The following is a 22573-nucleotide window of genomic DNA, read 5'->3' on the forward strand; positions in this document are numbered from 1 at the left end:
TCTTGTAGGACCGGTGCACGGGGTTCCGACCTAGCGCTTGAGGATGCTGCCAAGGCCCTCGAAGAGGCCTTGGATGCCGCCCGGCTTCGCCGGCTGGGCGGCGCGGGGCGTCGGCGCCTGGGCCGGTCGCGCGGCCGGTTGTTCGGATATCCGCGGAGCGCCGTCGGCCATTGCCGGTCGCGCCTTCTGGCAGGGTTGCTCGCCGCTGCCCGCACTCAGAAACGGTACCAGCGCGCCTAAGGGATTGATGGCGGTGCCGACGACCACACCCGCGACACCGCGCGCCAGCCCCAGCGGATCGGGGAACGCCGTGGGATCGCTGAGGGTGCCGCGCACCAGGATCGGTACTGCGAGGCTCACGATCGCCGCCTGCTTTGGATGCGGCGTCAGCTTCAGATCGATCGTCTCCCGCCCGAGATCCACCTTCCCTTCTCCGGCGACGGTCATGCGCTGGGTGTCGAGCAGCAGGACTTTCGACTCGGCGAGGCCGCGGGCGATGTCGGCGCGCAGCAGCGCGCAATTCATCCGCGCATCCCCGTCATTGCGGGCCCAGGGCGCCAGCCTGGTCACAAGATCGCCGGCAATCAGCTCCAGCCGATGGCTGCGAATGACCCCCTCGCCGACATCGAGGATGACCAGACCATCGAGGCTTTGCGCGAGCTCGTGCGCGGAGCCGCCCTTGGCGTTCAGCCGGAAATGCCCGTCGGCTTTGCCGACGAGCATGTCGGTCAGCTTGAGCTCGGAGAGCAATCGGCCGAGATCGAGCTTCCGAAACTCGCCGGCGCCCGACACGCGCGCGGCCGAGTCCTCGGCCGCCAGCACGCCCTGGAGCGATACCTCGCCGTCGACCAGCTTGCCGGCGAAGCGCTCGAGCTTGAACGTACCATTGGCGAGGCTGATCACAGCCTTGGCCTCATGCAGGGCGGTTCCCAGGGCGAGGATCTCTCCCGCCGCCATCTCGGCGTCGACATCGGCCCGAAGCAGCGGACTGAGATCGACCGGTGCCGTGTCGAAGACGGGACCGCGACGCGCCGGGCGCTGGCCCGCGGGCGGTTCGGAAGCCGCCAGCAGCGGGGCAAGGTCGATACGGGTCGCAGAAAGCGAGGCGAGGATCTTCGGTCGCGGCGCATCGACCGTGATGACGACCTTGCCGGCAAGGTCGCTGTCGCCGAGGCGGGCCTTGATCGCGTCCATGGTCACGGATCGTCCATCGAGACGGACCCGCGCCGTCGCCTCGATGGGTCCGACGGGCGGGAGTCGTACCGTCAGCAGCCGGCCGAAATCGTCCAGCGTTTCCGCGGCGGCTCCGAGCGTCAGGTCGCCCGTCGCCAGGGTCGGATCGAATGTCCCTTCGGCATCGAGCCTGATCGCACCGAGCCGCAATTTGACGCCGCTCAGCGCGATCCTGCTGGCATCGCCGGCAAGTTCCGCGGAGAACTCGACCGGGGCCACGTCGGCTAAGGATAGGGCGGCAGGGCGGCCGAGCTCGGCCAGAGACGGAGCCGCAAGGCTCAGCTGCAGGCGGGCGGAACGCAATGCCGGCTCGACCGTGCCGAAGACCTGAACGGCTGCCGACCCCACGCTTCCCTTGAGGTCGACCGGGAAGGCAGCGCCGCTGACGATCGCCTCGGGGGCACCGAGAATGCCGGCAAGGGTCACGGGCATCTCGGCAAGGCGCGCTGCCAAGTCGAGCTTCAGTCCGTCCTCGGCGTCCTGCTCGAGGTTGAGGGCTTGCAAGGCGAGGCTATAGCGCTCGCCGGCGCGTTCGTCCTGATAGGTGATCCTGCCGGCCTCGAGCGCCAGTTTCCGGACCCGCGGCAGCCCGGGCAGGCCGCCGGCCGCTTTGGGTTCCGCATTGGCGACATCGGCGCTGCCGCCCGTTCCAGACAGCTGCCAATTTCGATGCCCGCTCGCATCCGTCTCCAGCAGGAGATCCGGCTCGACCAGCACGATGCGCTCGATGATGATCTCGCCCTTGAGCAATGGCCACAGCGCCACCTCCAGCTCGAGGCGCTTCAGCGTCAGCATCGCCAGCCGCGAGCCGCCGGCTGGATTGGCGAAGGAGATGCCCTCGGCGCGCATGGCCGGGCGCGGCCAGAGCTGAACGCCGATCGGCCCGGCGATGGTCAGCTGCCGTCCCGTGGCCTCCCGCACACGCTCGGCAGCGAACGTGGCGTATGCTGCGGGGTCGATGCTCGAGACGATGGCCACCGCGCCGCCGACGGCGAGCAGGGTGAGGATGCCGAGAGCGAGCGCGACGCGTCTTGACCGCATCAGGATTCAGCCTTTTCGACCGTCAGGCGATCGACGAGCTCCACGAAATCGCGGGCAATGAAGACGGCGCCGGCCGCCTTCAGCTCAGGTGCGCAATGGTAGCCCCAGGCGACGCCGAGGGCGCTGACGCCGGCGGCTCCGGCCATGAGCATGTCGAAGGTGGTATCGCCAATCATCACGGTTTCGCCCGCGGCGACGCCGGAGTGCTCCATCGCCGCGTACAGCATGGCCGGATCGGGCTTGCCCGGTCCGTCATCGGCGGTATGCAGCGAGACGAAGCGATCGACCAGACCATGGCGTCCGAGCGTCGCCAAGAGGCCGCGGCGCGCCTTGCCGGTCGCAACCGCCAACCGGTATCCCCCATCCGCCAGCCGATCGAGCGCCTCGATGGCGCCGGGATAGAGCGGCTCGTGATGCTCCGGTCCCTGGCGCTCGGCCAGAAACGCCGCACGATAGGCGGCGACGACGGAGTCCCGCAGCGCCGCATCGGCATCGGGCAAGAGTTCGGCCACCGCGACGTTGAGATTGAGGCCGATGATGCGGCGAACCTGGTCCGGCAGCGGATCGCCGAGGCCGTTCCTCCGCCAGGCGGCGGTCATGGCCTTAAGGATATGTGCCTGGCTGTCGACCAAGGTCCCGTCGCAGTCGAATACCGCAAGCCGAGGGGGCCGGGTCATGTGCAGGCTCCGCGGGCGGGCTGCGGCAGGGCGCTCATAGCTCGGCAAAGGGGTCGACGGGCGGGCGTGGGGGAAACCCCATCGCCTCCCAGGTCGTCGCCAAGGCTTTCGGCAGGGGCGCCTCGACCTTGAGGGTGCGTCCATCCGGCCGGGTAATCGCGATGGAGCGGGCATGCAGATGCAGCTGCCTTGCCACCCCGGCGATGTCGAGCGTGGCCGCCGCTCCGCCATACTTGCCGTCGCCCAGAATGGGATGCCCGATCGCCGCCATATGCGCGCGCAGCTGATGGGTGCGCCCGGTCAACGGCATCAACGCCACCCAGGCGGCCCGCTTACCCAGCGTGTCGACGACCGAATAGAACGTGACAGCGCGCTTGCCTGTCTCATCGACACCCATGCGCTCGCCGGCGGCGCCCGGAAGCTTGGCAAGCGGCGCATCGATCTTGCCTTGCCGCGGGCGCGGCACCCCCGCCACCACCGCCCAATACACCTTCAGCGTATCGCGGCTGCGAAACGCCTCGCCGATCCACCGGGCAGAGGCCGCGCTGCGGGCCAGCAGCAGAACGCCCGAGGTGTCCTTGTCTAGACGGTGCACCAGCCGCGGCCGCTCCGGCGCCTCGAAGCGCAAGGCATCCAGCATGGCATCGAGATGCCGGTCGGTCCCAGTGCCGCCCTGCACGGCAAGGCCGGCCGGCTTGTCCACGGCCAGAACCTCGGCATCCCGGTGCAGAACCAGCCGCCGCACGCGCTGCGCATCGGCCTCGGAGACCTGGGGAGCGGCGCGCGATGCGGCAACGGCCTCGGAGAGCGGCGGAACGCGCACCACCTGACCGGAAGCGAGCCGAAGCCCCGCCTTCGCCCGCTTGCCGTCGACACGGACCTGGCCGGTGCGCAGGAGCTTCTCGAGCGCGCCGTGGCCGAGGCTGGGGAAATGCTGCTTGAACCAACGGTCGAGCCGCATCTCGGCTTCTCCGGCGCTGACATGGCGCTGCTGCACCCGGCTCATGCGCCAACCCCGAAGATCCAGCCTTCCTGGCGCCGCGCCCGCGTGTCCAACCCCGCGGGCGACCACACCGTCCTAGAACCCGCCAGGCAGCGAAGGCCGGCGGCGGAGATCAGCGCATCGGTATCGTGGTCGCTTGGCGTCTCGAGCCCAGCAAGCACCGGCTTGCTGTCCAACTGGACGAGGCAGGCATTCAACGCCTCCCAGCTTTCGAGCTTGCGGTTGCCGCCGCCCGTCCGGCGAATGAACAGGCGCGGATAGATTTCCACGCAGACGAGGCGGCTTTCCCGCCAGTCGTCGTCGAACGGCCAGATTGCGACCTCACCCGCCAGAGCCTGGCGCAGGGCGTAGAGCACGCGCATTCCGGCGAGTGCGCCCATTCCCACCTGCTTGGCACCGATCAGGTTGAACGGGCTCTGCGGGTCTCCCAGCCGGGCTGCGGAGCATGCGCGCTCGGTGGTCCGCTGGTTCGCCCGGTAGAGGCGCGACACGGGTTGGTTTCTGCGGCGGAACCAATCTCGGTAGTCGGGGTGTGCGACGAAGCTGCCGGCATAGTAATCGTCACCATCGCTGCCGAGGTCTTCGACCCGCTGCCACAGATCGAAGGCGCTGGCGCCGTCGCCGACGATGAAGCCGAGATCGGGATGGCTGCCGACCGAAAACGCGAAGTCGAAGCCGACGAGGAGCCGCCCCTCCGATTCCATCGCCAGCCTAGTGAGCCAGCTCAGCACATCCAAGCGGCGCCAGCGCCGGCGTGTGCCGGCGGGTCGCACCAGCTTCGGGGCGCTCCTTCCCGGACGGCAGCGGGCAACGGCGATGCCGTTGGCGGTCTCGGCTCCGGACCAATCGATGCCGATGAAGGCCGCGAAGCCGCCGCTCACGGCTCCTTGTCTCCCGATTTGCGCTGGCGGAGCTTCGCCCAATACTCCAGCCGCTTCTGCACCTCGCGCTCGAAGCCGCGCTCGACCGGGCGATAGAAGCTCTCTCGAGCCATGCCGTCGGGGAAGTAGTTCTGGCCGGAGAAGCCTTCGTCTTCGTTGTGGTCGTAGGCATAGCCCTTGCTGTAGCCGAGCTCCTGCATGAGCCGGGTCGGTGCGTTCAGGATATGCATCGGCGGCACCAAGGAACCGGTCTCCTTGGCCCGGCGCATCGCGCTTCCGAAGGCAGCATAGGCGGCATTCGACTTCGGCGCGGTGGCGAGGTAGAGCACGACCTGCGCCAGCGCCAGCTCGCCCTCGGGCGAGCCCAGGCGCTCGTAGCTGTCCCAGCCGGCAAGCGCCTGCACGATCGCCTGCGGATCGGCGAGGCCGACATCCTCGACCGCGAAGCGTGCCAGCCTTCGGGCGACGTAGAGAGGATCCTCGCCTCCGGCCAGCATGCGCGCGAACCAATAAAGCGCCGCGTCGGCATCCGAGCCGCGCAACGATTTATGCAAGGCGCTGATGAGGTTGTAGTGGCCCTCGCGGTCCTTGTCGTAGACCGGAGCCCGGCGCTGCACCGTCGTCATCAACCGCTGCGCATCGAGCTTGGCGTCGCCCGGCAGCTGGTAGAGCTCATCGATGAGATTGAAGAGGAAGCGGCCATCGCCGTCGGCCATGGCATAGAGGGTGGTTCGCGCGTCGGGCTCGAGCGGCAACGGCTTGCCCATGACCGCTTCGGCCCGCGCCGCCAGCTTCTCCAGGGCGGCGCTATCCAGCCGCTTCAGCACGAAGACCTGCGCGCGCGACAACAGCGCCGCATTGAGCTCGAAAGAGGGGTTCTCGGTGGTGGCGCCGACCAATGTCACCGTGCCGTCCTCGACGTAGGGCAGGAAGGCGTCCTGCTGGGCGCGGTTGAAGCGATGGACCTCGTCGACGAAGAGCAGGGTCCCCTGGCCGGCGAGACGGCGCCCCTTCGCGGCTTCGAAGATCTTGCGGAGATCGGCCACGCCGGAGAACACCGCCGACAGCGGCTCGAAGGCGAGACGGGTATGCTCGGCCAGGAGCCGGGCGATGGTTGTCTTGCCCGTGCCTGGGGGCCCCCAGAGGATCATCGAGGCGAGGCGGTCGGCCGCCAGCATGCGGCCGATGGGTCCGCCCGGGCCGATCAGGTGCTCCTGGCCCACGACCTCTTCGAGCTTCCCCGGACGCAGTCGGTCGGCAAGCGGCCTCGGCGCCTCGGATTCGAACAGGCCGCGGGATTTCGGCTCAGCCATTGACCTGGACGCTGAGCGTTCGCTCGCCGCGGCGAATCTGCAGCCGCCAGCTCGGACGCTCGGCCGACAGCAGGCGTTTCAGGTCCTGAACGGTGGCGATCTCCCGGTCATTGATGCGGGCCACGATGTCTCCCGGCTGGATACCGAGACGTTGCGCCGGCGATCCGCCGCGAAGCTGCAGGACCATGACGCCGCGGATCATCGGATCGATCGCCAGCTCCTCGGCCAAGGCGGGAGAGAGATTCGCCACCGTTGCGCCCGAGAACGGGTGCTTGCCTTCCAGCAGGCTCAGATCCCGCGGCGGGTCCTCCGGCGGCTGCGCCAGGGTGAGGGTGACCGTGTGCTGTTGTCCCTGGCGCTGCACGGCCAAGTGCACGCTGGAGCCGAGCGGCAGGGTCGCCAAACGGAACTTGAGGGCTTGCGAGTCCTCGACCTCGTGCCCGTCCACCGTCAGCAGCACGTCGCCCACCTTGAGCCCGGCGCGGGCCGCGGGACTGTCGGGATAGACCGAGCTCAGGATGACACCGGCCGGCCGCTTCAAGCCGAGGGATTGTGCCATCTCGAACGTGACACCCGCGCCGGTAATGCCAATCCAGGGCCGAACCAGGCGGCCGCCATCGACCACGCCGGTCAAGACGGCGCGCACCATGTTCGAGGGCACGGCGAAGCCGATGCCGACCGAGCCGCCGGACTGGGTATAGATGGCCGAGTTGATGCCGATGAGCTTGCCGTCCATGGCGACGAGCGCGCCGCCGGAGTTGCCGGGGTTGATCGCGGCATCGGTCTGAATGAAGAAGCGATAGTCGCTGGCGCCGACAGCCGTGCGCGCCAGCGCCGAGACGATGCCGCTCGTCACCGTCTGGCCGACTCCGAAGGGATTGCCGATGGCGAGCACGAGGTCGCCCACTTCGAGCGCGTCGGAATCGCCGAGCTCGAGCGCGGGAAGGTGCTCGTCCGGCACCTTGATCCTGAGCACGGCCAAGTCCGTGCGCTCGTCGGAACCGACGATCGAGGCATCGAATTCGCGCCGGTCGGTCAAGACCACAGTGATCTCGTCGGCGTCCTTGATCACATGGTGGTTGGTGACAATGGTGCCGTCTGAGCGGACGATGACGCCGGAGCCAAGCGAGTTCTGGACGCGCTGGCTGGGCGCCCCCTGGCCCGGCAGGTCGCCGAAGAAGCGGCGGAAGATCGGATCCTCGAAGAACGGTGGGACGCTGCGCTGGCGGACGACCTTGCGGGCATAGATGTTGACCACCGCCGGCGCCACCTCCTTGACCAGAGGCGCGTAGGAATATCGGATGGCGGTCTCGCTGCGCGGCACGGTGCCGCTCTGGGCCTGGCCCAAGCCGGGTCCCGCTAGCTGGGCGGCGAGCGCGAAGCCGAGGACGAGCGCGGCGCTTCGGCGAGGGATCCCCGAGGACTTCATGGCGCCTTATGTAGCAATCTCGGCGGCTTCTTCCCAGCCCGCGAGCGCGCGGGGCCAGCCCAAGGAAGACCGTAGAGCGCCGGCTCAGCCCTGCTCGTAGCTGGCGATCTCGATCAGGTTGCCGTCGGGATCACGGCAGTAGACCGACGTCATCGCTCCCAAGGCCCCGGTCTTCGCCACCGGGCCGTCGACGACGGCAATTCCGCAGTCTTTGAGGTGCCGCAGGACCCCTTCCGGGGGTTCCGAGGTGATGAAGCAGAGGTCGAGGGAGCCCGGCGCATCCACCCTCCCCGTTGCCCAATTGGGCGCACCCGTCGGGCGGATGTTGAGCTTTTGGCGACCGAATTTGAGCGCAACGCGGCGGTCCGGGCCGAAGCTTTCCCGCTGCATGCCGAGGACACGCGCGTACCACTCCGCGATCGCCTCGGGATCCCGGCAGTTGACGACGATATGGTCGATGCGATCGATGGCGAAAGGCATATTGCCTCCGCCAGGGCTTACGCGGCTGCGGTCGCTTCTTCGTCGACCTTGGCCTGCACCGGGCCGGAATCCTTGCCCTTGGCCTCTGGATCGCGATCCACCAGCTCGATCACCGCCAGCGCGGCAGCGTCGCCATAACGGAACCCGGCCTTGAGCACCCGTGTATAGCCGCCTTTGCGCTCGGCATAGCGGGGGCCCAGAGTGTCGAAGAGCTTCTTGGTCGCGGCATCGTCGCGCAGCATCGCGAAGGCTTGCCGGCGGGCATGGAGCGAGGCGCGCTTGCCGAGGGTGATCAGCTTTTCCACGACCGGGCGCAGATCCTTCGCCTTGTGCAAGGTCGTGGTGATCTGCTCATGCTTGATCAGCGCCTGCGCTAGGTTCTTGAACATGGCATTGCGGTGTCCGGTGCGCCGGCTGAAGCTGCGGCCGCTCATACGATGACGCATGGTGCTCTCCTAGGCTACGCCTCAGCCTTTCTCTTAGAACGGCTCTTCCAGCCGCTTTGCCAGCTCTTCGATGTTCTCCGGCGGCCAGTTCGGGATCTCCATGCCGAGATGCAACCCCATCTGAGCCAGTACCTCCTTGATCTCGTTCAAGGATTTCCGGCCGAAGTTGGGTGTCCGCAGCATCTCCTGCTCGGTCTTCTGCACGAGATCGCCGATATAGACGATGTTGTCGTTCTTGAGGCAGTTGGCGGAGCGAACCGAAAGCTCGAGCTCGTCCACCTTGCGCAAGAGATTCTTGTTGAAGGGCAGCTCGGCGCCGCGCTCCTCGGCTACCGCGGCCTGCGGCTCCTCGAAATTGATGAAGAGCTGCAGCTGGTCCTGGAGGATGCGCGCGGCCAAGGCGACGGCATCCTCGGGCGTGACGGCGCCGTTGGTCTCCACCGTCATCGACAGCTTGTCATAGTCGGTCACCTGGCCGACGCGGCTGTTCTCCACCTTGTAGGAGACCTTGCGCACCGGGCTGAACAGCGCATCGACCGGCACCAACCCGATGGGCGCGTCCTCCGGCCGATTGGAGGTGGCCGGCACATAGCCCTTGCCGCTCTCCACGGTGAGCTCCATCGACAGCTTGGCGCCCTGATCCAGGGTGCAGATGACCAGCGTCGGATCCATGACCTCGATGTCGTGGCCCGTCTCGATCATCCCGGCGGTCACCTCGCCGGGGCCGGTCGCCTTGAGGCGCATGCGCTTCGGCCCCTCGCCATGCATGCGCAAGGCGAGCGACTTCAGATTGAGCACGATGTCGGTCACGTCCTCGCGCACACCTGGAATCGAGGAGAATTCGTGCAAGACCCCCTCGACCTGGATCGAGGTGACGGCCGCCCCCTGCAGCGAGGACAGGAGCACCCGGCGCAAGGCATTGCCGAGGGTGAGACCGAAGCCGCGTTCCAGCGGCTCGGCCACCACATTGGCGACCCGTTTCGGGTCGCCGCTGGCCTCGACATTGAGCTTGTTCGGCTTGATCAGCGTCTGCCAATTCTTCTGGATCACGAGCGGTACCTCATCGACGAGGGAGGTAAAAATCTAGGCAACTGCGCCTGAAAAACACCTGCCGGGGGAGCCCAAAGGCCGCCCGCGGGAGGGTGAAGCCAAGTCAAACGCGCCGACGCTTCGGGGGCCGGCAGCCGTTATGCGGGATCGGCGTCACGTCACGGATCGAGGTGATCTGGAAGCCGACCGCCTGGAGCGCCCTCAGGGCCGATTCCCGACCGGCACCCGGCCCCTTCACCTCGATCTCGAGCGTGCGCATGCCGTGCTCCATGGCCTTCTTGCCGGCATCTTCGGCGGCGACCTGGGCGGCATAGGGGGTCGATTTCCGGCTCCCCTTGAAGCCCTGGCTACCCGAGGACGACCAGGCGATGGTGTTGCCCTGGGCGTCGGTAATGGTGATCATGGTGTTGTTGAACGAGGCGTTCACATGGGCGACGCCGGAAGTGATGTTCTTGCGCTCGCGGCGACGGACGCGCCCAGCGGCAGCCTGCTTGGCCATAGTTCAAATCCTTCAAGACTGACCGCGGCTGGCCCGCGGCCCGGTTACTTCTTCTTGCCGGCGATCGGCCGCGCCTTGCCCTTGCGGGTCCGGGCGTTGGTGTGGGTCCTCTGGCCGCGGACCGGAAGGCCCTTGCGGTGGCGGAGCCCGCGGTAGCAGCCGAGATCCATCAGCCGCTTGATATTCATGGCGATCTCGCGCCGGAGGTCGCCTTCCACGACGACCTCGCGGTCGATATACTCGCGGATACGCAGAACCTCGTCGTCGGTCAGCTGGTGCACCCGACGGGCCTCGGGAACGCCGATCGTGGAGCAGATCTGCTTGGCGCGGGTCCGGCCGATCCCATAGATGTAGGTCAGCGCGATCTCTACCCGCTTTTGCGTCGGAATGTTCACGCCAGCAATGCGCGCCACGCTCTACGTCTCCTGTTCGATTGGCCCGGTGCGGAAACGAGCGACCCCGCTCGGTCGCCTGTAGGCACCAAGGCGCGCGATTATATTCCCCGGCGCCCCCGTGTCAACACTCCCTTGGCGGGCCCCGGGAATAAACCCGAAGGCCCGGTTTTTCAGTGCAAAATCCGGTCGATCTCGACGGCCACACGGTCGGGCTCGGCCATGCCGTCGACCGTCTTCAGGACACCCCGGGCGCGGTAATAGGGCAGGATCGGCTCGGTCTGCTCCCGGTAGACGTCGAGGCGGGCCTTGACCGTCTCGGGCTTGTCGTCGGCCCGCCTGATGAACTCGGTCGCGCCGCACTTGTCGCAGACCCCGTCCACCTTGGGGCGCTGGAAGCGGTCGTGGTAGCCGCTGCCGCATTTGGCGCAGGTGTAGCGGCCGGCCAGTCGCTCGATCAGCGCCGGCTCGTCGACCTTGAGCTCGATCACGTGGTCGAGCTTGAGGCCCATATCGGCCAGCATGGCGTCGAGCGCCTCGGCCTGGCGCGGCGTCCGCGGAAAGCCGTCGAGGATGAACCCCTTTTCGCAGTCCGGCTTGGCGATCCGCTCGCCGATCATGCGGATCATGATGTCGTCGGTCACGTAGCGCCCGGATTCCATGATCTGCTTCGCCTGGCGGCCGAGCTCGGTTCCCGCCGCGACCGCGGCACGCAGCATGTCGCCGGTCGACAGCTGAATCAGGCCGCGCTTATCCTGCAGCTGCCGCGCCTGGGTTCCCTTCCCGGCGCCGGGCGCCCCCAACAGGATCAAGTTCATTACCTCCTCCCACGGAGCTTCGCCTTTTTGATGAGGCCTTCGTATTGATGCGCGACCAGGTGCGCATGGATCTGCGCGACCGTATCCATGGTGACGGTAACGACGATGAGCAGGCTGGTGCCGCCGAAATAGAAGGGCACGGCAAAATGCGAGATCAGGAACTCGGGCAGAATGCAGACCACGGCCAGATAGGCGGCGCCGACGCAGGTGAGCCGCGTCAGCACATAGTCCAAATAGTCCGAGGTGTTCTTGCCCGGCCTGATGCCCGGGATGAAGCCACCATACTTCTTCAGGTTCTCGGCGGTGTCGTTGGGATTGAACACGATCGCCGTATAGAAGAAGGCGAAGAACACGATCAGCGCCACATAAAGGATCATGTAGAGCGGCTGGCCGTGGCCGAGATAGGTCTGGATGAGGCCGAGGATGCCCGAACCCTGCATCAGGCTGCCGGGAGTCTGGCTGAAGGCGCCGATGGTGCTCGGCATCAACAGGAGCGAGCTGGCGAAGATCGGTGGGATGACGCCCGAGGTGTTGAGGCGGAGAGGCAGGTGCGAGCTCTCGCCGCCGAACATGCGCGAGCCGACCTGGCGCTTGGGATATTGCACGATGAGCCGGCGCTGGGCGCGCTCCACGAAGACCACGAAAAACACCACGCCGATCGCCACCATGAAGAGAATGATGATGAAGAAAGTCGACATGGCGCCGGTGCGGCCGAGCTCGAGGGTGCTCAAGAGCGCGCGCGGCAGGTTGGCGACGATGCCCGCCATGATGATGAGGGACAGGCCGTTGCCGATGCCGCGCTGGGTCACCTGCTCGCCGATCCACATGAGGAACATGGTGCCGCCGGTGAGCGTGAAAATCGTGCTCACCCGGAAGAAGATCCCGGGGTCGACGACCACCCCGCCGGCACCCGAGCGCATGCCCTCGAGCCCGATGGCGATGCCGTAGGACTGCGCCAGCGCCAGTACCACCGTCAGATAGCGCGTGTACTGGGTGATCACTTTCATGCCGGAGGCGCCTTCCTTCTTCAAGGCCTCCAAGCGCGGTGAGACGGCGGTCATCAGCTGCAGGATGATCGAAGCGGAGATGTAGGGCATGACGTTGAGCGCAAACACCGTCATGCGCCCGAGCGCGCCGCCCGAGAACATGTCGAACATGCCGAGGATGCCGCCGTCGAACTGTCGGAACATCTCGTTGAAGGCGACGACGTCGATGCCCGGGATCGGAATATAGGTGCCGAGCCGGTAGAGAATCAGCGCGCCCATGGTGAACCACAGGCGCTTCTTGAGTTCGCTTGCTTTGGCGAGCACGCCAAAATTGAGCGTAGAGGCAAGCTGTTCGGCAGCCGATGCCATGATGACCCCGCTCAGTGTCCGATCAACGCCAAACCCATTGCCACGAGCGCTTCGCCAAGCGGCGGGCCCTCGTGTCTCGACAAGCTCCACATGAAGGCCTCATCCCGAGCTTGTCGAGGGATGAGGCCCGCCGGCTCGTTCTAGGCGTCCGCTTTCGGCGCCTTACCCGGCTTCTCGCCGGCAGGCTTCTCAGACTTCGCAGCCTTCTCTCTCTTGGCGGGCTTCTCGGTCTTCTCGCTGGCCTTTTCCTCGGCAGCCTTGGCCGCCTTCTCGCACGCAGCCTTGGCGGCCTCCAGACGGGCGGCCTTCTTCGACGACTTCTTCGGCTCCACCGGCTTCGGCAGCTCGACCGCGCCGCCAGCGGCTTCGACAGCGGCAACCGCGGCCTTGCTGGCGCCCGCGAGCTTCAGCGAGACCTTTGCCTTCAGCTCTCCCGTCGCGAGCAGCCTGACCCCGTCCCGGGCGCGCCGGAGCACACCCGAGGCCACGAGCGCTGCGGCGTCGATCGGCTGCTTGCTGTCGAGCGCTCCCGCATCGATTGCGGCCTGCAAGCGACCGAGATTGACCTCGGCGAAATCGCGGCCTGAGGGATTCTTGAAGCCCCGCTTCGGCAGACGGCGATGCAAGGGCATCTGACCGCCTTCGAAGCCGTAAAGGGCGACTCCGGTCCGCGCCTTCTGGCCTTTGACGCCGCGGCCTGCGGTCTTGCCCTTGGTCGAGCCGATGCCACGGCCGACGCGCAGGCGCGGCTTGCGGGCTCCCTGGTTGTCGCGAATCTCATTGAGCTTCATGGCTGTCCAATCCCAAACGGCTTGTCGTTTTAGCTCTCGCCCTCGACCCGGACCAGGTGCTGCACCTTGCGGATCATACCGCGGACCGCAGCCGTGTCCTCGAGCTCACGCGTGCGATGGCGCTTGTTGAGCCCGAGGCCGATCAGCGTCCGGCGCTGACTGTCCTCGCGGCCGATCGGGCTACCCATCTGGGTGACGCGCAAGGTCTTCTTTTTCTTTGCCGCCGCCATGCTCTCTACTCCTTGGCCTCGCCCTCGCGCCGCCCGATGAGATCGCTCACCTTCTTGTTGCGACGCTGGGCAACCGCCCGAGGCGAGGTCACCACCGACAATGCGGCGAAGGTCGCCTTGATCATGTTGTGGGGATTGGAGGTGCCGATCGATTTGGCCACTACGTCGGAAACGCCGAGCGCCTCGAAGATGGCCCGCATCGGCCCGCCGGCGATGATGCCGGTGCCGGGTGCGGCCGTGCGCAGCACCACATGGCCGGCGCCGTAGCGCCCGCGCACGTCGTGATGCAGCGTGCGTCCCTCGCGCAGCGGCACGCGGATGAGGCCGCGCTTTGCCTGTTCGGTTGCCTTGCGGATCGCCTCCGGCACCTCGCGCGCCTTGCCGACGCCATAGCCGACCCGACCCTTGGCATCGCCGACCACGACCAAGGCGGCGAAGCCGAAGCGCCTGCCGCCCTTCACCACCTTGGCGACACGGTTGATGCTGACCAGCTTCTCGGTCAGCTCCGCCTCGTCCCGGTCCCGGCCTTCGCCGCGGCCACGGCGATCGCCGTCGCGCCCGCCTCGGCCGCGACGCTCGCCGCCCTCGCCCCGGCGGGGCCCTCGCGGGCCGGCGCGACCGCTGCGCTCGCTCGGCGCCGGCTTGGCGGGACGTTCGTTTTCCGGGGTCGGGGTCGTGGTCGTCATGCGTCTGCCTTCCTAGAACGAGAGGCCGGATTCGCGGGCTGCATCGGCCACCGCCTTGACCCGACCGTGGAACAGATAGCCGCCGCGGTCGAAGACCACGGCCTTGATGCCGGCCGCCAACGCCCGCTCGGCCAAGAGCTTGCCGACTTCCTTCGCGGCATCCTTGGTGGCGCCGGTCTTCAGCTGCCCCTTCAATTTCGGATCCAAGCTCGACGCCGCGGCCAGCGTCACCCCGCGGGCATCGTCGATCACCTGCGCATAAATATGGCGCTCGGAGCGGAACACCGATAGCCGGGGACGGCCGGCGGAGTTCTGCCGCAACCGATGGCGCACGCGGCGCTGGCGCCGCTCGAACAGTTCTTTGGCGGTCAACATGGGGCGCCTCTACTTCTTCTTGCCTTCCTTGCGCAGGATGGTCTCGTAGTCATATTTGATGCCCTTGCCCTTGTAGGGCTCGGGCGGACGGTAGCTGCGGATCTCGGCGGCAACTTGCCCCACCTTCTGGCGATCGGCGCCGCTGATGGCGACCGCCGTCGGCTTCTCGCATTTGATGGTGATGCCCTCGGGGATCCGATAGGTCACGTCATGGCTGTAGCCGAGCTGGAGCACCAGGTCCTTGCCCTGCATGGCGGCGCGATAGCCGACGCCGTTGATCTCCAGATTGACCGTATATCCGCTGCTCACGCCCGCCACCATGTTGCGGACGAGGTTGCGGGTGGTGCCCCACATCATGCGGGCGCGCTTGCCCTCGCCGCGGGGCTTGACCACGACCTGGCCATTCTCGACGGCGATGGTCACCTCGGAGGTGACCAGCATCGACAGTTGGCCGAGCTTGCCCTTGGCCGAGAAGCGATTGTTCGCCACCTCGACATTGACGCCGGCGGGCACCGGAACGGGATTCTTGCCGACACGCGACATGGGACTTCTCCGGGCTTCGCCGCTCTAGAACACGCGACACAAAACTTCGCCGCCGACATTGGCGGCGCGGGCTTCGGTGTCGGACATCACGCCCTGCGGCGTCGACAGGATCGAGATGCCGAGGCCGTTGAACTGCCGCGGCAGGTCGGCGATCTTCGCATAGACGCGCCGGCCGGGGGTGGAAACGCGGCTGATCGCCTTGATCACCGGCTCGCCCTCCAGATATTTCAGCTCGATCGTAAGCTCGGCTATGCCGGGGCGCACCTCGGCGGCCGAATAGCTGCGGATGTAGCCTTCGCGCTTCAGCACATCGAGCACGCTCTCGCGCAGCCGCGATTTCGGGCTGACGATGGTGGCTTTTCTCGCCTGTTGTCCGTTGCGAATGCGGGTCAGCATATCGCCGAGCGGATCGGTCATCACCATATTCGACTACCTTTCCTTACCAGCTCGACTTGACCATGCCGGGTATCTGCCCGGTCGCAGCCAGCTCTCGGATCGCGATGCGCGACAGCTTGAACTTGCGATAGAAGGCCCTGGGACGGCCGGTGAGCTCGCAACGATTGCGAATGCGGACCTTGGAGGAGTTGCGCGGCAGCTGCGCCAGCTTGAGACGCGCGGCGAAGCGCTCCTCCATCGGCAAGGTCTGGTCCTTGGCCATCTTCTTCAAGCCGCTCCGCTTGGCCTCGAAACGCTTGGCCATACGCTCGCGCTTCTTGTTCCGCTCGACTGAACTCGTCTTTGCCATTTCGCTTCTCCGCCGCGACCCTAATTCGTGAACGGCATGTCAAAGCCCTTGAGCAGGGCCTTGGCCTCACGATCGGATCTGGCCGTAGTGACGATCACGATATCCATACCGCGCACCGCGTCGACCTTGTCGTAGTCGACCTCCGGAAACACGATCTGCTCCTTGAGACCGAGGGTGTAGTTGCCGCGGCCGTCGAAGCTCTTGCCCGACACGCCGCGAAAATCGCGCACCCGCGGCAGCGCGATGGTGATCAACCGATCGAGGAACTCGTACATGCGGTCCTCGCGCAGCGTCACCTTGACGCCGATCGCCTGGCCTTCGCGCAGCTTGTAGTTGGCGATCGACTTCTTCGCCTTGGTCACCACCGGCCTCTGCCCGGTGATCTGCGCCAGATTGTCGAGCGCCGATTGGATCTTCTTGGAATCCTGCACCGCCTCGCCGACGCCCATATTGACGACGATCTTGGTGAGCCTCGGCGCCTGCAGCGGGTTCTTGTAGCCGAACTCCGTGATCAGCGCGGGCTTCACCGTCTTCTCGTAGTGCTGCTTGAGCCGTGTCATGGCTTCCGAGTCCCGGTCTAGAGATCGAGCACTTCGCCCGAGCGCCGGGCGAAGCGCACCTTGCGACCGTCCGCGAGCGTCTTGAAGCCCACCCGGGTGGGCTTGCCGCTCTTGGGGTCGATGTGTGCGACGTTGGAAATGTGGATCGCGGCTTCCTTCTCGACGATGCCGCCGGGATCGCCCGGGCGCGGACGCGTATGGCGCTTGACCGTGTTGACGCCCTGCACCAGCACCCGGTAGCGGATGCGGTCCACGCGCAGGACCTCGCCCTGCTTGCCCTTGTCGCGACCGGTCACGACCACGACCTTGTCGCCCTTCTTGATCTTGTACTTCTCGGACATCTACAGGACCTCCGGGGCGAGGCTCACGATCTTCATGAACTTCTTGGCGCGCAGCTCGCGGGTGACCGGTCCGAAGATGCGGGTGCCGATCGGCTCACCCTGCGGATTGATCAAGACCGCGGCGTTGCGATCGAAGCGGATGGCGCTGCCGTCGGGGCGGCGGATCTCCTTCGCCGTGCGCACGATCACCGCCTTGTGCACGTCGCCCTTCTTCACGCGGCCCCTGGGGATCGCCTCCTTGACCGAGACGACGATGACGTCACCGATCGAGGCAAACCTGCGCTTCGAGCCGCCGAGGACCTTGATGCACTGCACGCGGCGCGCGCCGGAATTGTCGGCGACTTCGAGATTGCTCTCGACCTGGATCATGGCTTAGGGCCTTCCTCGGCTCAGGCGCTCGCGCCGGCGGAGGCCTCGTCGAGGACCTCCCAGCGCTTGGTCTTGGACAACGGCCGGCACTCGCGGATCTTCACCATGTCGCCGACCTTGTGGGTGTTGTTCGGATCATGCGCCGAGTACTTCTTCGAGAGCGTGATGATCTTTTTGTACATCGGGTGCATGACGCGACGCTCGACCAAGACGGTAATCGTCTTCTCGCGCTTGTCGCTCACCACCCGACCTTGCAGAACTCGCCTGGGCATGTCCGTGAAATCCTCTTAGGAGGCCTTGGCCGGCTTGACGTTCAGCACGGTCTTGATGCGTGCGATATCGCGGCGCACCGACTTGACCCGTGCGGTGTTCTCGAGCTGCCCGGAGGCTGCCTGGAAACGTAGGTTGAACTGCTCCTTCTTCAGATCGAGAAGCAGCTGCGCCAGCTCGTCCGGCGACTTCGTGCGCAAATCCTGGGCGTCCATGGCTTCAGCCCTCCTCGCCGATGCGCGCGACCACGCGGGTGGCGAGCGGCAGCTTGGCCGCCGCCAGCTCGAAGGCGCGGTGGGCAAGCTCGCGCGACACGCCGTCGAGCTCGAACATGATCCGGCCGGGCTTCACCCGGCAGACCCAGAACTCGGGCGTGCCCTTGCCGGAGCCCATGCGGACCTCGGCCGGCTTCACCGAGACCGGCACGTCGGGGAAGATGCGGATCCACATGCGTCCGGTTCGCTTCAGGTGCCGGGTGATGGCACGGCGCGCCGCCTCGATCTGGCGTGCGGTCACGCGCGACGGCTCCGCCGCCTTCAGCCCATAGGAGCCGAAGTTGAGCGTGAAGCCGCCCTTGGCCTTGCCGTGAATGCGGCCCTTGAAGGCCTTGCGATATTTAGTGCGCTTTGGGCTCAGCATGAGAGCTAGCTCCGCGTCGTCGTCTGCTGTTGCTGCTGCTCGTTCAAGCGCTTGTCCTGCGCCATCGGGTCATGCGCCAGGATCTCGCCCTTGAACACCCACACCTTGACCCCGCAGGTGCCGTAGGTGGTCTTGGCCGTCGCCTGGCCGTAGTCCACATCGGCGCGCAGCGTGTGCAACGGCACCCGACCCTCGCGATACCACTCCACCCGCGCGATCTCGGCGCCGCCGAGGCGACCGCCGCAATTGATGCGGATGCCCTGGGCACCGAGCCGCATGGCGGATTGCACCGCCCGCTTCATCGCCCGGCGGAAGGCGACGCGACGCTCGAGCTGCTGGGCGATGCCCTCGGCCACCAGCTTCGCGTCGATCTCCGGCTTGCGGATCTCCAGGATGTTGAGATGCACTTCGGAGCCGGTCATCTTCGCCAGATCGGCGCGCAGCTTCTCGATGTCGGCGCCCTTCTTGCCGATGACCACGCCCGGCCGCGCCGTATGGATGGTCACCCGCGCCTTCTTCGCCGGCCGCTCGATCACCACCCGGCTGATGCCCGCCTGAGCCAGGCGCTCGAACAGGTAGCCGCGCAGCTTCAGATCCTCGTGCAGCATCGAGGCATAGTCGCGTTTGGCGAACCACCTGGAATCCCAGGTGCGGTTGATGCCGACCCTGAGCCCGATCGGATTGACCTTATGTCCCATCAGGCGACCTCCTCACGCTCACGCTCGTGCACGACCACCGTCAGGTGGCTGAACGGCTTTTCGATACGCGCGCCGCGACCGCGGGCGCGGGCGTGGAAACGCTTCATCACCATCCCGCGGCCGACCGTGGCCTCCTTCACATAGAGCCGGTCGACGTCGAGCTGATGGTTGTTCTCGGCATTGGCGATGGCGGCCTGCAGCGCCTTGCGCACGGCAAGCGCGATGCGCCGCTTCTCGAAGGCGAGCCGGGCGAGCGCGGCGCTGGCCGACAGGCCGCGGATCGATTCTGCGACCAAGTTCAGCTTGCGCGCGCTGCCGCGCACGTTCTTCAGCACGGCCAAGGCCTCGGTTTCGCCGACGCGTCGTTCGGCTTGCGGCTTGCCCATGGCGTCAGGCCCTCTTCACTTTCTTGTCGGCCGCATGGCCGTAGAAGGTGCGGGTGGGCGAGAACTCGCCGAACCGGTGGCCGACCATGTTCTCCGTCACCAAGACCGGCACGAATTTGTGTCCGTTGTAGACGCCGAAGGTGAGGCCGACGAACTGCGGCAGGATCGTGGACCGTCTGGACCAGATCTTGATCACCTCGTTGCGTCCCGAGGCCCGCGACGCCTCAGCCTTCTTCAGGAGAAAGCCGTCGACGAACGGGCCCTTCCAAACCGAGCGAGCCACTAGCTTCTCCTCTACTTCTTGCCGCGCCGGCGGACGATGAACTTATCGGTCCGCTTGTTGTTGCGCGTCTTCGTGCCCTTGGTGCCCTTGCCCCAGGGGGTGACCGGGTGGCGACCACCCGAGGTCTTGCCTTCGCCGCCGCCGTGGGGGTGATCGATGGGATTCATCGCCACGCCGCGCACCGATGGCTTGATACCGAGCCAGCGCGACCGTCCGGCCTTGCCGAGGACGATGTTCTGCTGATCGGGGTTCGAGACCGCGCCGATCGTGGCCATGCAGTCGGCACGCACCATCCTGGTCTCGCCCGATGACAGCCGCAGCATGGCGTAGCCGGCATCGCGGCCGACGAGCTGGCAGTAGTTACCGGCAGCGCGCGCAATCTGGCCGCCCTTGCCCACCTTCATCTCGACATTGTGGACGATGGTGCCGACCGGGATGTTCTTCAGCGGCAACGCATTGCCGGGCTTGATGTCGACCCGTTCGCCCGCGACCACCTTGTCGCCGGCCTTCAGGCGCTGCGGGGCGAGGATGTAGGCGAGCTCGCCGTCCTCGTACTTCACCAGCGCGATGAAGGCGCTGCGGTTCGGATCGTATTCCAGCCGCTCCACGGTCGCCTGCATGTCGAACTTGCGACGCTTGAAATCGATGACCCGGTAGCGCTGCTTGTGGCCGCCCGCCTTGCGCCAGGCGGTGATGCGGCCGAGATTGTTGCGGCCGCCGGTCTTGCGCTTGCCCTCGGTCAAAGCCTTGACCGGCTTGCCCTTCCACAACTCCGAACGATCGACCAGCACCAGCTGTCGAGTCGACGGCGTTACCGGCTTGTAGCTCTTGAGTGCCATGTCGTTACCCGTCAGATCCCGGTGGTCACGTCGATGGAGTTGCCTTCGGCCAAAGTCACCACGGCCTTCTTATAATCGCTGCGCACACCGGGAAAGCCGCGGAAGCGCTTGGTCTTGCCGCCGACGACGATGGTGTTCACCGCCTTCACCTTGACTTGGAACAAGGTCTCGATGGCGACCTTGACCTCGGGCTTGGTGGCGCTCATCGGCACCTCGAAGGTCACCTGGTTGTGCTCCGAGCCCTTGGTCGACTTCTCCGTCACGATCGGGCGGCGCACCAGGTCGTACATGCGCTCGCGGGTGAGCGAGACCTCTTTGGCGTTGTGTGGGCGCATGCTCATTTCAGACGCGCCTCCAAGCGCTCGACCGCGGCCCGGGTCAGCACCAGGGTGTCGCGGCGCAGGATGTCGTAGACGTTGACGCCGGCGGCCGGCAGCACGTCGATCTTGGGAATGTTGCGAGAGGCGCGGGCGAAGTTGGAATTCACGGTCGCGCCGTCGATCACCAAGGCCGAGGACCAGCCGAGCTTGGCCAAGCGCAGGGCCAAGCCCTTGGTCTTCGGCTCCGCCAGCTCGGTCGAATCGAGGATCACCAGCTGGCCGGCCACCTGCTTGGCCGAGAGCGCAGCGATGAGGCCGAGCTTGCGCACCTTTTTCGGCAAGTCATACTCGTGGCTGCGCACCACCGGCCCGAAGATGCGCGCACCGCCGCGGAACTGCGGCGAGCGCAGGCTGCCCTGGCGGGCGCGTCCCGTGCCCTTCTGGCGATAGGGCTTCTTGGTGGTGCCGCTGATGTCGCTGACGCCCTTGGTCTTGTGGGTGCCGGCGCGGCGCTTGGCGAGCTGCCAATCGACCACGCGGGCCAACAGATCGCGCCTGGGCTTCGAGCCGAAGATCGCCTCGTCGAGATCGATCTCGCCGACGCTCTTGGCTTCGAGATTGGTCACTTTCAGCTTCATGACACTATTCCTTCGGCGCTTCCGCCGCCGCCGGCGCCGCAGCCGCCGCCTTGAGGGCGGCCGGGAACGGCACTTCCTTGGGCAGCTTGCGCTTCACCGCGTCGCGCACCAGCACCCAGCCGCCCGGGGCGCCGGGCACGGCGCCGCGAACCATGATGAGACCGCGCACGGCATCGGTGGACACCACCTTGAGGTTCTGCACCGAGACCCGCTCATGGCCGAGATGGCCGGCCATCTTCTTGCCGGGGAAGGTGCGGCCGGGATCCTGCCGATTGCCGGTCGAGCCATGGCTGCGGTGGGAGACCGACACGCCGTGGGAGGCCTCGAGGCCGCTGAAGTTCCAGCGCTTCATCGCGCCGGCGAAGCCCTTGCCGATCGAGGTGCCGGTGACGTCGACAAATTGCCCGGCGATGAAGTGCTCGGCCGAGAGCTCGGCACCGACGGCAACCAGCCCATCGGGATCGACGCGGAACTCGACGAGCTTGCGCTTGGGCTCGACCTTGGCCTTGGCATAGTGGCCCCGCATCGCCTTCGGCACGTTCTTGACCTTGGCCTTGCCGATGCCGAGCTGAACGGCGGTGTAGCCGTCCTTCTCCTTGGTCCGCTGCGCCACCACCTGGCAGCCTTCGACCTGCAGCACGGTCACCGGCACGTGCTCACCCTCATCGGTGAACAGCCGGGTCATGCCGACCTTGCGCGCGATCAATCCGGTACGCATGGCTGTCCTACGTCCTCTAGAGCTTGATCTCGACGTCGACACCGGCCGCGAGGTCGAGCTTCATCAGCGCGTCCACGGTCTGCGGCGTCGGGTCGACGATGTCCAAGAGCCGCTTGTGCGTGCGGATCTCGAACTGCTCGCGGCTCTTCTTGTCGACATGCGGCGAGCGGTTCACGGTGAATTTCTCGATCTGCGTGGGCAGCGGGATGGGCCCGCGGACCCTGGCACCGGTGCGCTTGGCTGTGTTGACGATCTCCGAGGTCGATTGATCGAGCACCCGGTGGTCGAACGCCTTGAGGCGTATGCGGATATTCTGGTTGTCCATGACGTCCTCGAGCCTCCGCCCGGAGCCGTCTGCCCCGGGCTGAAAAGCGTTCCTCGTGCTATTCGATGATCGACGCGACGACGCCGGCGCCGACGGTGCGGCCGCCCTCGCGGATGGCAAAGCGCAGGCCCTCGTCCATGGCGATGGGAGCGATCAGCTTCACTTCCATGGCGATGTTGTCGCCCGGCATCACCATCTCG

34 protein-coding genes and 1 pseudogene are annotated in these 22573 nt (G+C 66.5%); all 35 read right to left on the minus strand.

Translation table 11 applies throughout. The features are described 5' to 3' along the window. Nucleotides 1-30: 30 nt before the first annotated feature. Entirely contained in the window at nucleotides 31-2274 is a 2244-nt protein-coding gene (locus tag HY058_05470) for an AsmA family protein (protein MBI3496733.1), read from the minus strand. Continuing rightward, the gene (locus HY058_05475) at nucleotides 2274-3125 is read right to left on the minus strand and encodes an HAD-IA family hydrolase (protein ID MBI3496734.1); all 852 of its coding nucleotides are present in this window, start codon (nucleotides 3123-3125) and stop codon (nucleotides 2274-2276) included. Before HY058_05475 ends, HY058_05470 begins: the two co-directional genes overlap by 1 nt. Then, a pseudogene (locus tag HY058_05480) lies at nucleotides 3025-3957 on the minus strand (RluA family pseudouridine synthase). Before HY058_05480 ends, HY058_05475 begins: the two are co-directional and overlap by 101 nt. Then, nucleotides 3954-4835, minus strand: a complete 882-nt coding sequence (locus HY058_05485; protein ID MBI3496735.1) for a hypothetical protein — start codon at nucleotides 4833-4835, stop codon at nucleotides 3954-3956. Before HY058_05485 ends, HY058_05480 begins: the two are co-directional and overlap by 4 nt. Continuing rightward, nucleotides 4832-6148, minus strand: a complete 1317-nt coding sequence (locus HY058_05490; protein MBI3496736.1) for a replication-associated recombination protein A — start codon at nucleotides 6146-6148, stop codon at nucleotides 4832-4834. Before HY058_05490 ends, HY058_05485 begins: the two co-directional genes overlap by 4 nt. Further along, on the minus strand, nucleotides 6141-7577 hold the full coding sequence (locus HY058_05495; GenBank protein MBI3496737.1) for a DegQ family serine endoprotease: 1437 nt from the start codon (nucleotides 7575-7577) through the stop codon (nucleotides 6141-6143). Before HY058_05495 ends, HY058_05490 begins: the two co-directional genes overlap by 8 nt. 84 nt (nucleotides 7578-7661) lie before the next feature. Next, nucleotides 7662-8057, minus strand: coding sequence for a VOC family protein (locus HY058_05500; protein MBI3496738.1), 396 nt, complete (start codon nucleotides 8055-8057; stop codon nucleotides 7662-7664). Nucleotides 8058-8074: 17 nt separating this feature from the next. Further along, nucleotides 8075-8491, minus strand: coding sequence for a 50S ribosomal protein L17 (rplQ, locus tag HY058_05505; protein MBI3496739.1), 417 nt, complete (start codon nucleotides 8489-8491; stop codon nucleotides 8075-8077). 45 nt (nucleotides 8492-8536) lie between these two features. Then, the gene (locus HY058_05510; protein MBI3496740.1) at nucleotides 8537-9553 is read right to left on the minus strand and encodes a DNA-directed RNA polymerase subunit alpha; all 1017 of its coding nucleotides are present in this window, start codon (nucleotides 9551-9553) and stop codon (nucleotides 8537-8539) included. Nucleotides 9554-9656: 103 nt separating this feature from the next. Then, nucleotides 9657-10052 (minus strand): 30S ribosomal protein S11, encoded by a 396-nt coding sequence (gene rpsK, locus HY058_05515; GenBank protein ID MBI3496741.1) that lies wholly within the window; start codon nucleotides 10050-10052, stop codon nucleotides 9657-9659. Nucleotides 10053-10096: 44 nt separating this feature from the next. After that, nucleotides 10097-10465 carry a 30S ribosomal protein S13 gene (gene rpsM / locus HY058_05520; protein MBI3496742.1) on the minus strand — a complete coding sequence of 123 codons (369 nt, stop codon included), beginning with the start codon at nucleotides 10463-10465 and terminating at the stop codon, nucleotides 10097-10099. Between the two features lie 152 nt (nucleotides 10466-10617). Next, the gene (locus HY058_05525; protein MBI3496743.1) at nucleotides 10618-11262 is read right to left on the minus strand and encodes an adenylate kinase; all 645 of its coding nucleotides are present in this window, start codon (nucleotides 11260-11262) and stop codon (nucleotides 10618-10620) included. Next, nucleotides 11262-12617, minus strand: coding sequence for a preprotein translocase subunit SecY (gene secY / locus HY058_05530; protein MBI3496744.1), 1356 nt, complete (start codon nucleotides 12615-12617; stop codon nucleotides 11262-11264). Before secY ends, HY058_05525 begins: the two co-directional genes overlap by 1 nt. Before the next feature lie 140 nt (nucleotides 12618-12757). Continuing rightward, complete coding sequence (locus tag HY058_05535) at nucleotides 12758-13408, minus strand: 50S ribosomal protein L15 (GenBank protein MBI3496745.1); 651 nt, start codon at nucleotides 13406-13408, stop codon at nucleotides 12758-12760. A 29-nt stretch (nucleotides 13409-13437) separates the two neighbouring features. Further along, nucleotides 13438-13638, minus strand: a complete 201-nt coding sequence (gene rpmD / locus HY058_05540) for a 50S ribosomal protein L30 (protein MBI3496746.1) — start codon at nucleotides 13636-13638, stop codon at nucleotides 13438-13440. Nucleotides 13639-13643: 5 nt separating this feature from the next. Further along, nucleotides 13644-14324, minus strand: coding sequence for a 30S ribosomal protein S5 (gene rpsE / locus HY058_05545; protein MBI3496747.1), 681 nt, complete (start codon nucleotides 14322-14324; stop codon nucleotides 13644-13646). Between the two features lie 12 nt (nucleotides 14325-14336). Next, entirely contained in the window at nucleotides 14337-14699 is a 363-nt protein-coding gene (gene rplR / locus HY058_05550; protein MBI3496748.1) for a 50S ribosomal protein L18, read from the minus strand. Between the two features lie 9 nt (nucleotides 14700-14708). Continuing rightward, nucleotides 14709-15242, minus strand: a complete 534-nt coding sequence (rplF, locus tag HY058_05555; protein MBI3496749.1) for a 50S ribosomal protein L6 — start codon at nucleotides 15240-15242, stop codon at nucleotides 14709-14711. A gap of 24 nt (nucleotides 15243-15266) precedes the next feature. Beyond that, nucleotides 15267-15665, minus strand: coding sequence for a 30S ribosomal protein S8 (gene rpsH, locus HY058_05560; GenBank protein ID MBI3496750.1), 399 nt, complete (start codon nucleotides 15663-15665; stop codon nucleotides 15267-15269). Between the two features lie 16 nt (nucleotides 15666-15681). Continuing rightward, nucleotides 15682-15987, minus strand: coding sequence for a 30S ribosomal protein S14 (rpsN, locus tag HY058_05565; GenBank protein MBI3496751.1), 306 nt, complete (start codon nucleotides 15985-15987; stop codon nucleotides 15682-15684). A 20-nt stretch (nucleotides 15988-16007) separates the two neighbouring features. Then, complete coding sequence (rplE, locus tag HY058_05570) at nucleotides 16008-16547, minus strand: 50S ribosomal protein L5 (GenBank protein ID MBI3496752.1); 540 nt, start codon at nucleotides 16545-16547, stop codon at nucleotides 16008-16010. A gap of 17 nt (nucleotides 16548-16564) precedes the next feature. Further along, entirely contained in the window at nucleotides 16565-16888 is a 324-nt protein-coding gene (gene rplX, locus HY058_05575) for a 50S ribosomal protein L24 (protein ID MBI3496753.1), read from the minus strand. Continuing rightward, a complete protein-coding gene (rplN, locus tag HY058_05580; GenBank protein ID MBI3496754.1) occupies nucleotides 16889-17257 on the minus strand; it encodes a 50S ribosomal protein L14 in 369 nt (122 codons plus the stop codon). A gap of 20 nt (nucleotides 17258-17277) precedes the next feature. After that, a complete protein-coding gene (gene rpsQ / locus HY058_05585; protein MBI3496755.1) occupies nucleotides 17278-17529 on the minus strand; it encodes a 30S ribosomal protein S17 in 252 nt (83 codons plus the stop codon). 15 nt (nucleotides 17530-17544) lie between these two features. Beyond that, nucleotides 17545-17742, minus strand: a complete 198-nt coding sequence (gene rpmC, locus HY058_05590) for a 50S ribosomal protein L29 (GenBank protein ID MBI3496756.1) — start codon at nucleotides 17740-17742, stop codon at nucleotides 17545-17547. Nucleotides 17743-17746: 4 nt separating this feature from the next. Further along, nucleotides 17747-18166, minus strand: a complete 420-nt coding sequence (rplP, locus tag HY058_05595) for a 50S ribosomal protein L16 (protein ID MBI3496757.1) — start codon at nucleotides 18164-18166, stop codon at nucleotides 17747-17749. 5 nt (nucleotides 18167-18171) lie between these two features. Next, the gene (rpsC, locus tag HY058_05600) at nucleotides 18172-18864 is read right to left on the minus strand and encodes a 30S ribosomal protein S3 (protein ID MBI3496758.1); all 693 of its coding nucleotides are present in this window, start codon (nucleotides 18862-18864) and stop codon (nucleotides 18172-18174) included. Then, the gene (gene rplV / locus HY058_05605; GenBank protein MBI3496759.1) at nucleotides 18864-19250 is read right to left on the minus strand and encodes a 50S ribosomal protein L22; all 387 of its coding nucleotides are present in this window, start codon (nucleotides 19248-19250) and stop codon (nucleotides 18864-18866) included. The genes rpsC and rplV overlap by 1 nt, the downstream gene beginning before the upstream one ends. 4 nt (nucleotides 19251-19254) lie before the next feature. Next, nucleotides 19255-19533, minus strand: a complete 279-nt coding sequence (gene rpsS, locus HY058_05610) for a 30S ribosomal protein S19 (protein MBI3496760.1) — start codon at nucleotides 19531-19533, stop codon at nucleotides 19255-19257. Nucleotides 19534-19544: 11 nt separating this feature from the next. Further along, on the minus strand, nucleotides 19545-20372 hold the full coding sequence (rplB, locus tag HY058_05615; protein MBI3496761.1) for a 50S ribosomal protein L2: 828 nt from the start codon (nucleotides 20370-20372) through the stop codon (nucleotides 19545-19547). An 11-nt stretch (nucleotides 20373-20383) separates the two neighbouring features. Further along, nucleotides 20384-20713 (minus strand): 50S ribosomal protein L23, encoded by a 330-nt coding sequence (locus HY058_05620; protein MBI3496762.1) that lies wholly within the window; start codon nucleotides 20711-20713, stop codon nucleotides 20384-20386. Then, a complete protein-coding gene (gene rplD / locus HY058_05625) occupies nucleotides 20710-21330 on the minus strand; it encodes a 50S ribosomal protein L4 (protein MBI3496763.1) in 621 nt (206 codons plus the stop codon). The genes HY058_05620 and rplD overlap by 4 nt, the downstream gene beginning before the upstream one ends. Nucleotides 21331-21334: 4 nt before the next feature. Beyond that, the gene (gene rplC / locus HY058_05630; GenBank protein MBI3496764.1) at nucleotides 21335-22048 is read right to left on the minus strand and encodes a 50S ribosomal protein L3; all 714 of its coding nucleotides are present in this window, start codon (nucleotides 22046-22048) and stop codon (nucleotides 21335-21337) included. A gap of 16 nt (nucleotides 22049-22064) precedes the next feature. After that, entirely contained in the window at nucleotides 22065-22373 is a 309-nt protein-coding gene (gene rpsJ / locus HY058_05635) for a 30S ribosomal protein S10 (GenBank protein MBI3496765.1), read from the minus strand. 58 nt (nucleotides 22374-22431) lie between these two features. Continuing rightward, the coding region (tuf, locus tag HY058_05640; protein MBI3496766.1) for an elongation factor Tu at nucleotides 22432-22573 on the minus strand (142 nt) is incomplete at its 5' end.

This window comes from Pseudomonadota bacterium, from assembly GCA_016195085.1.
Lineage (GTDB): Bacteria > Pseudomonadota > Alphaproteobacteria > SHVZ01 > SHVZ01 > JACQAG01.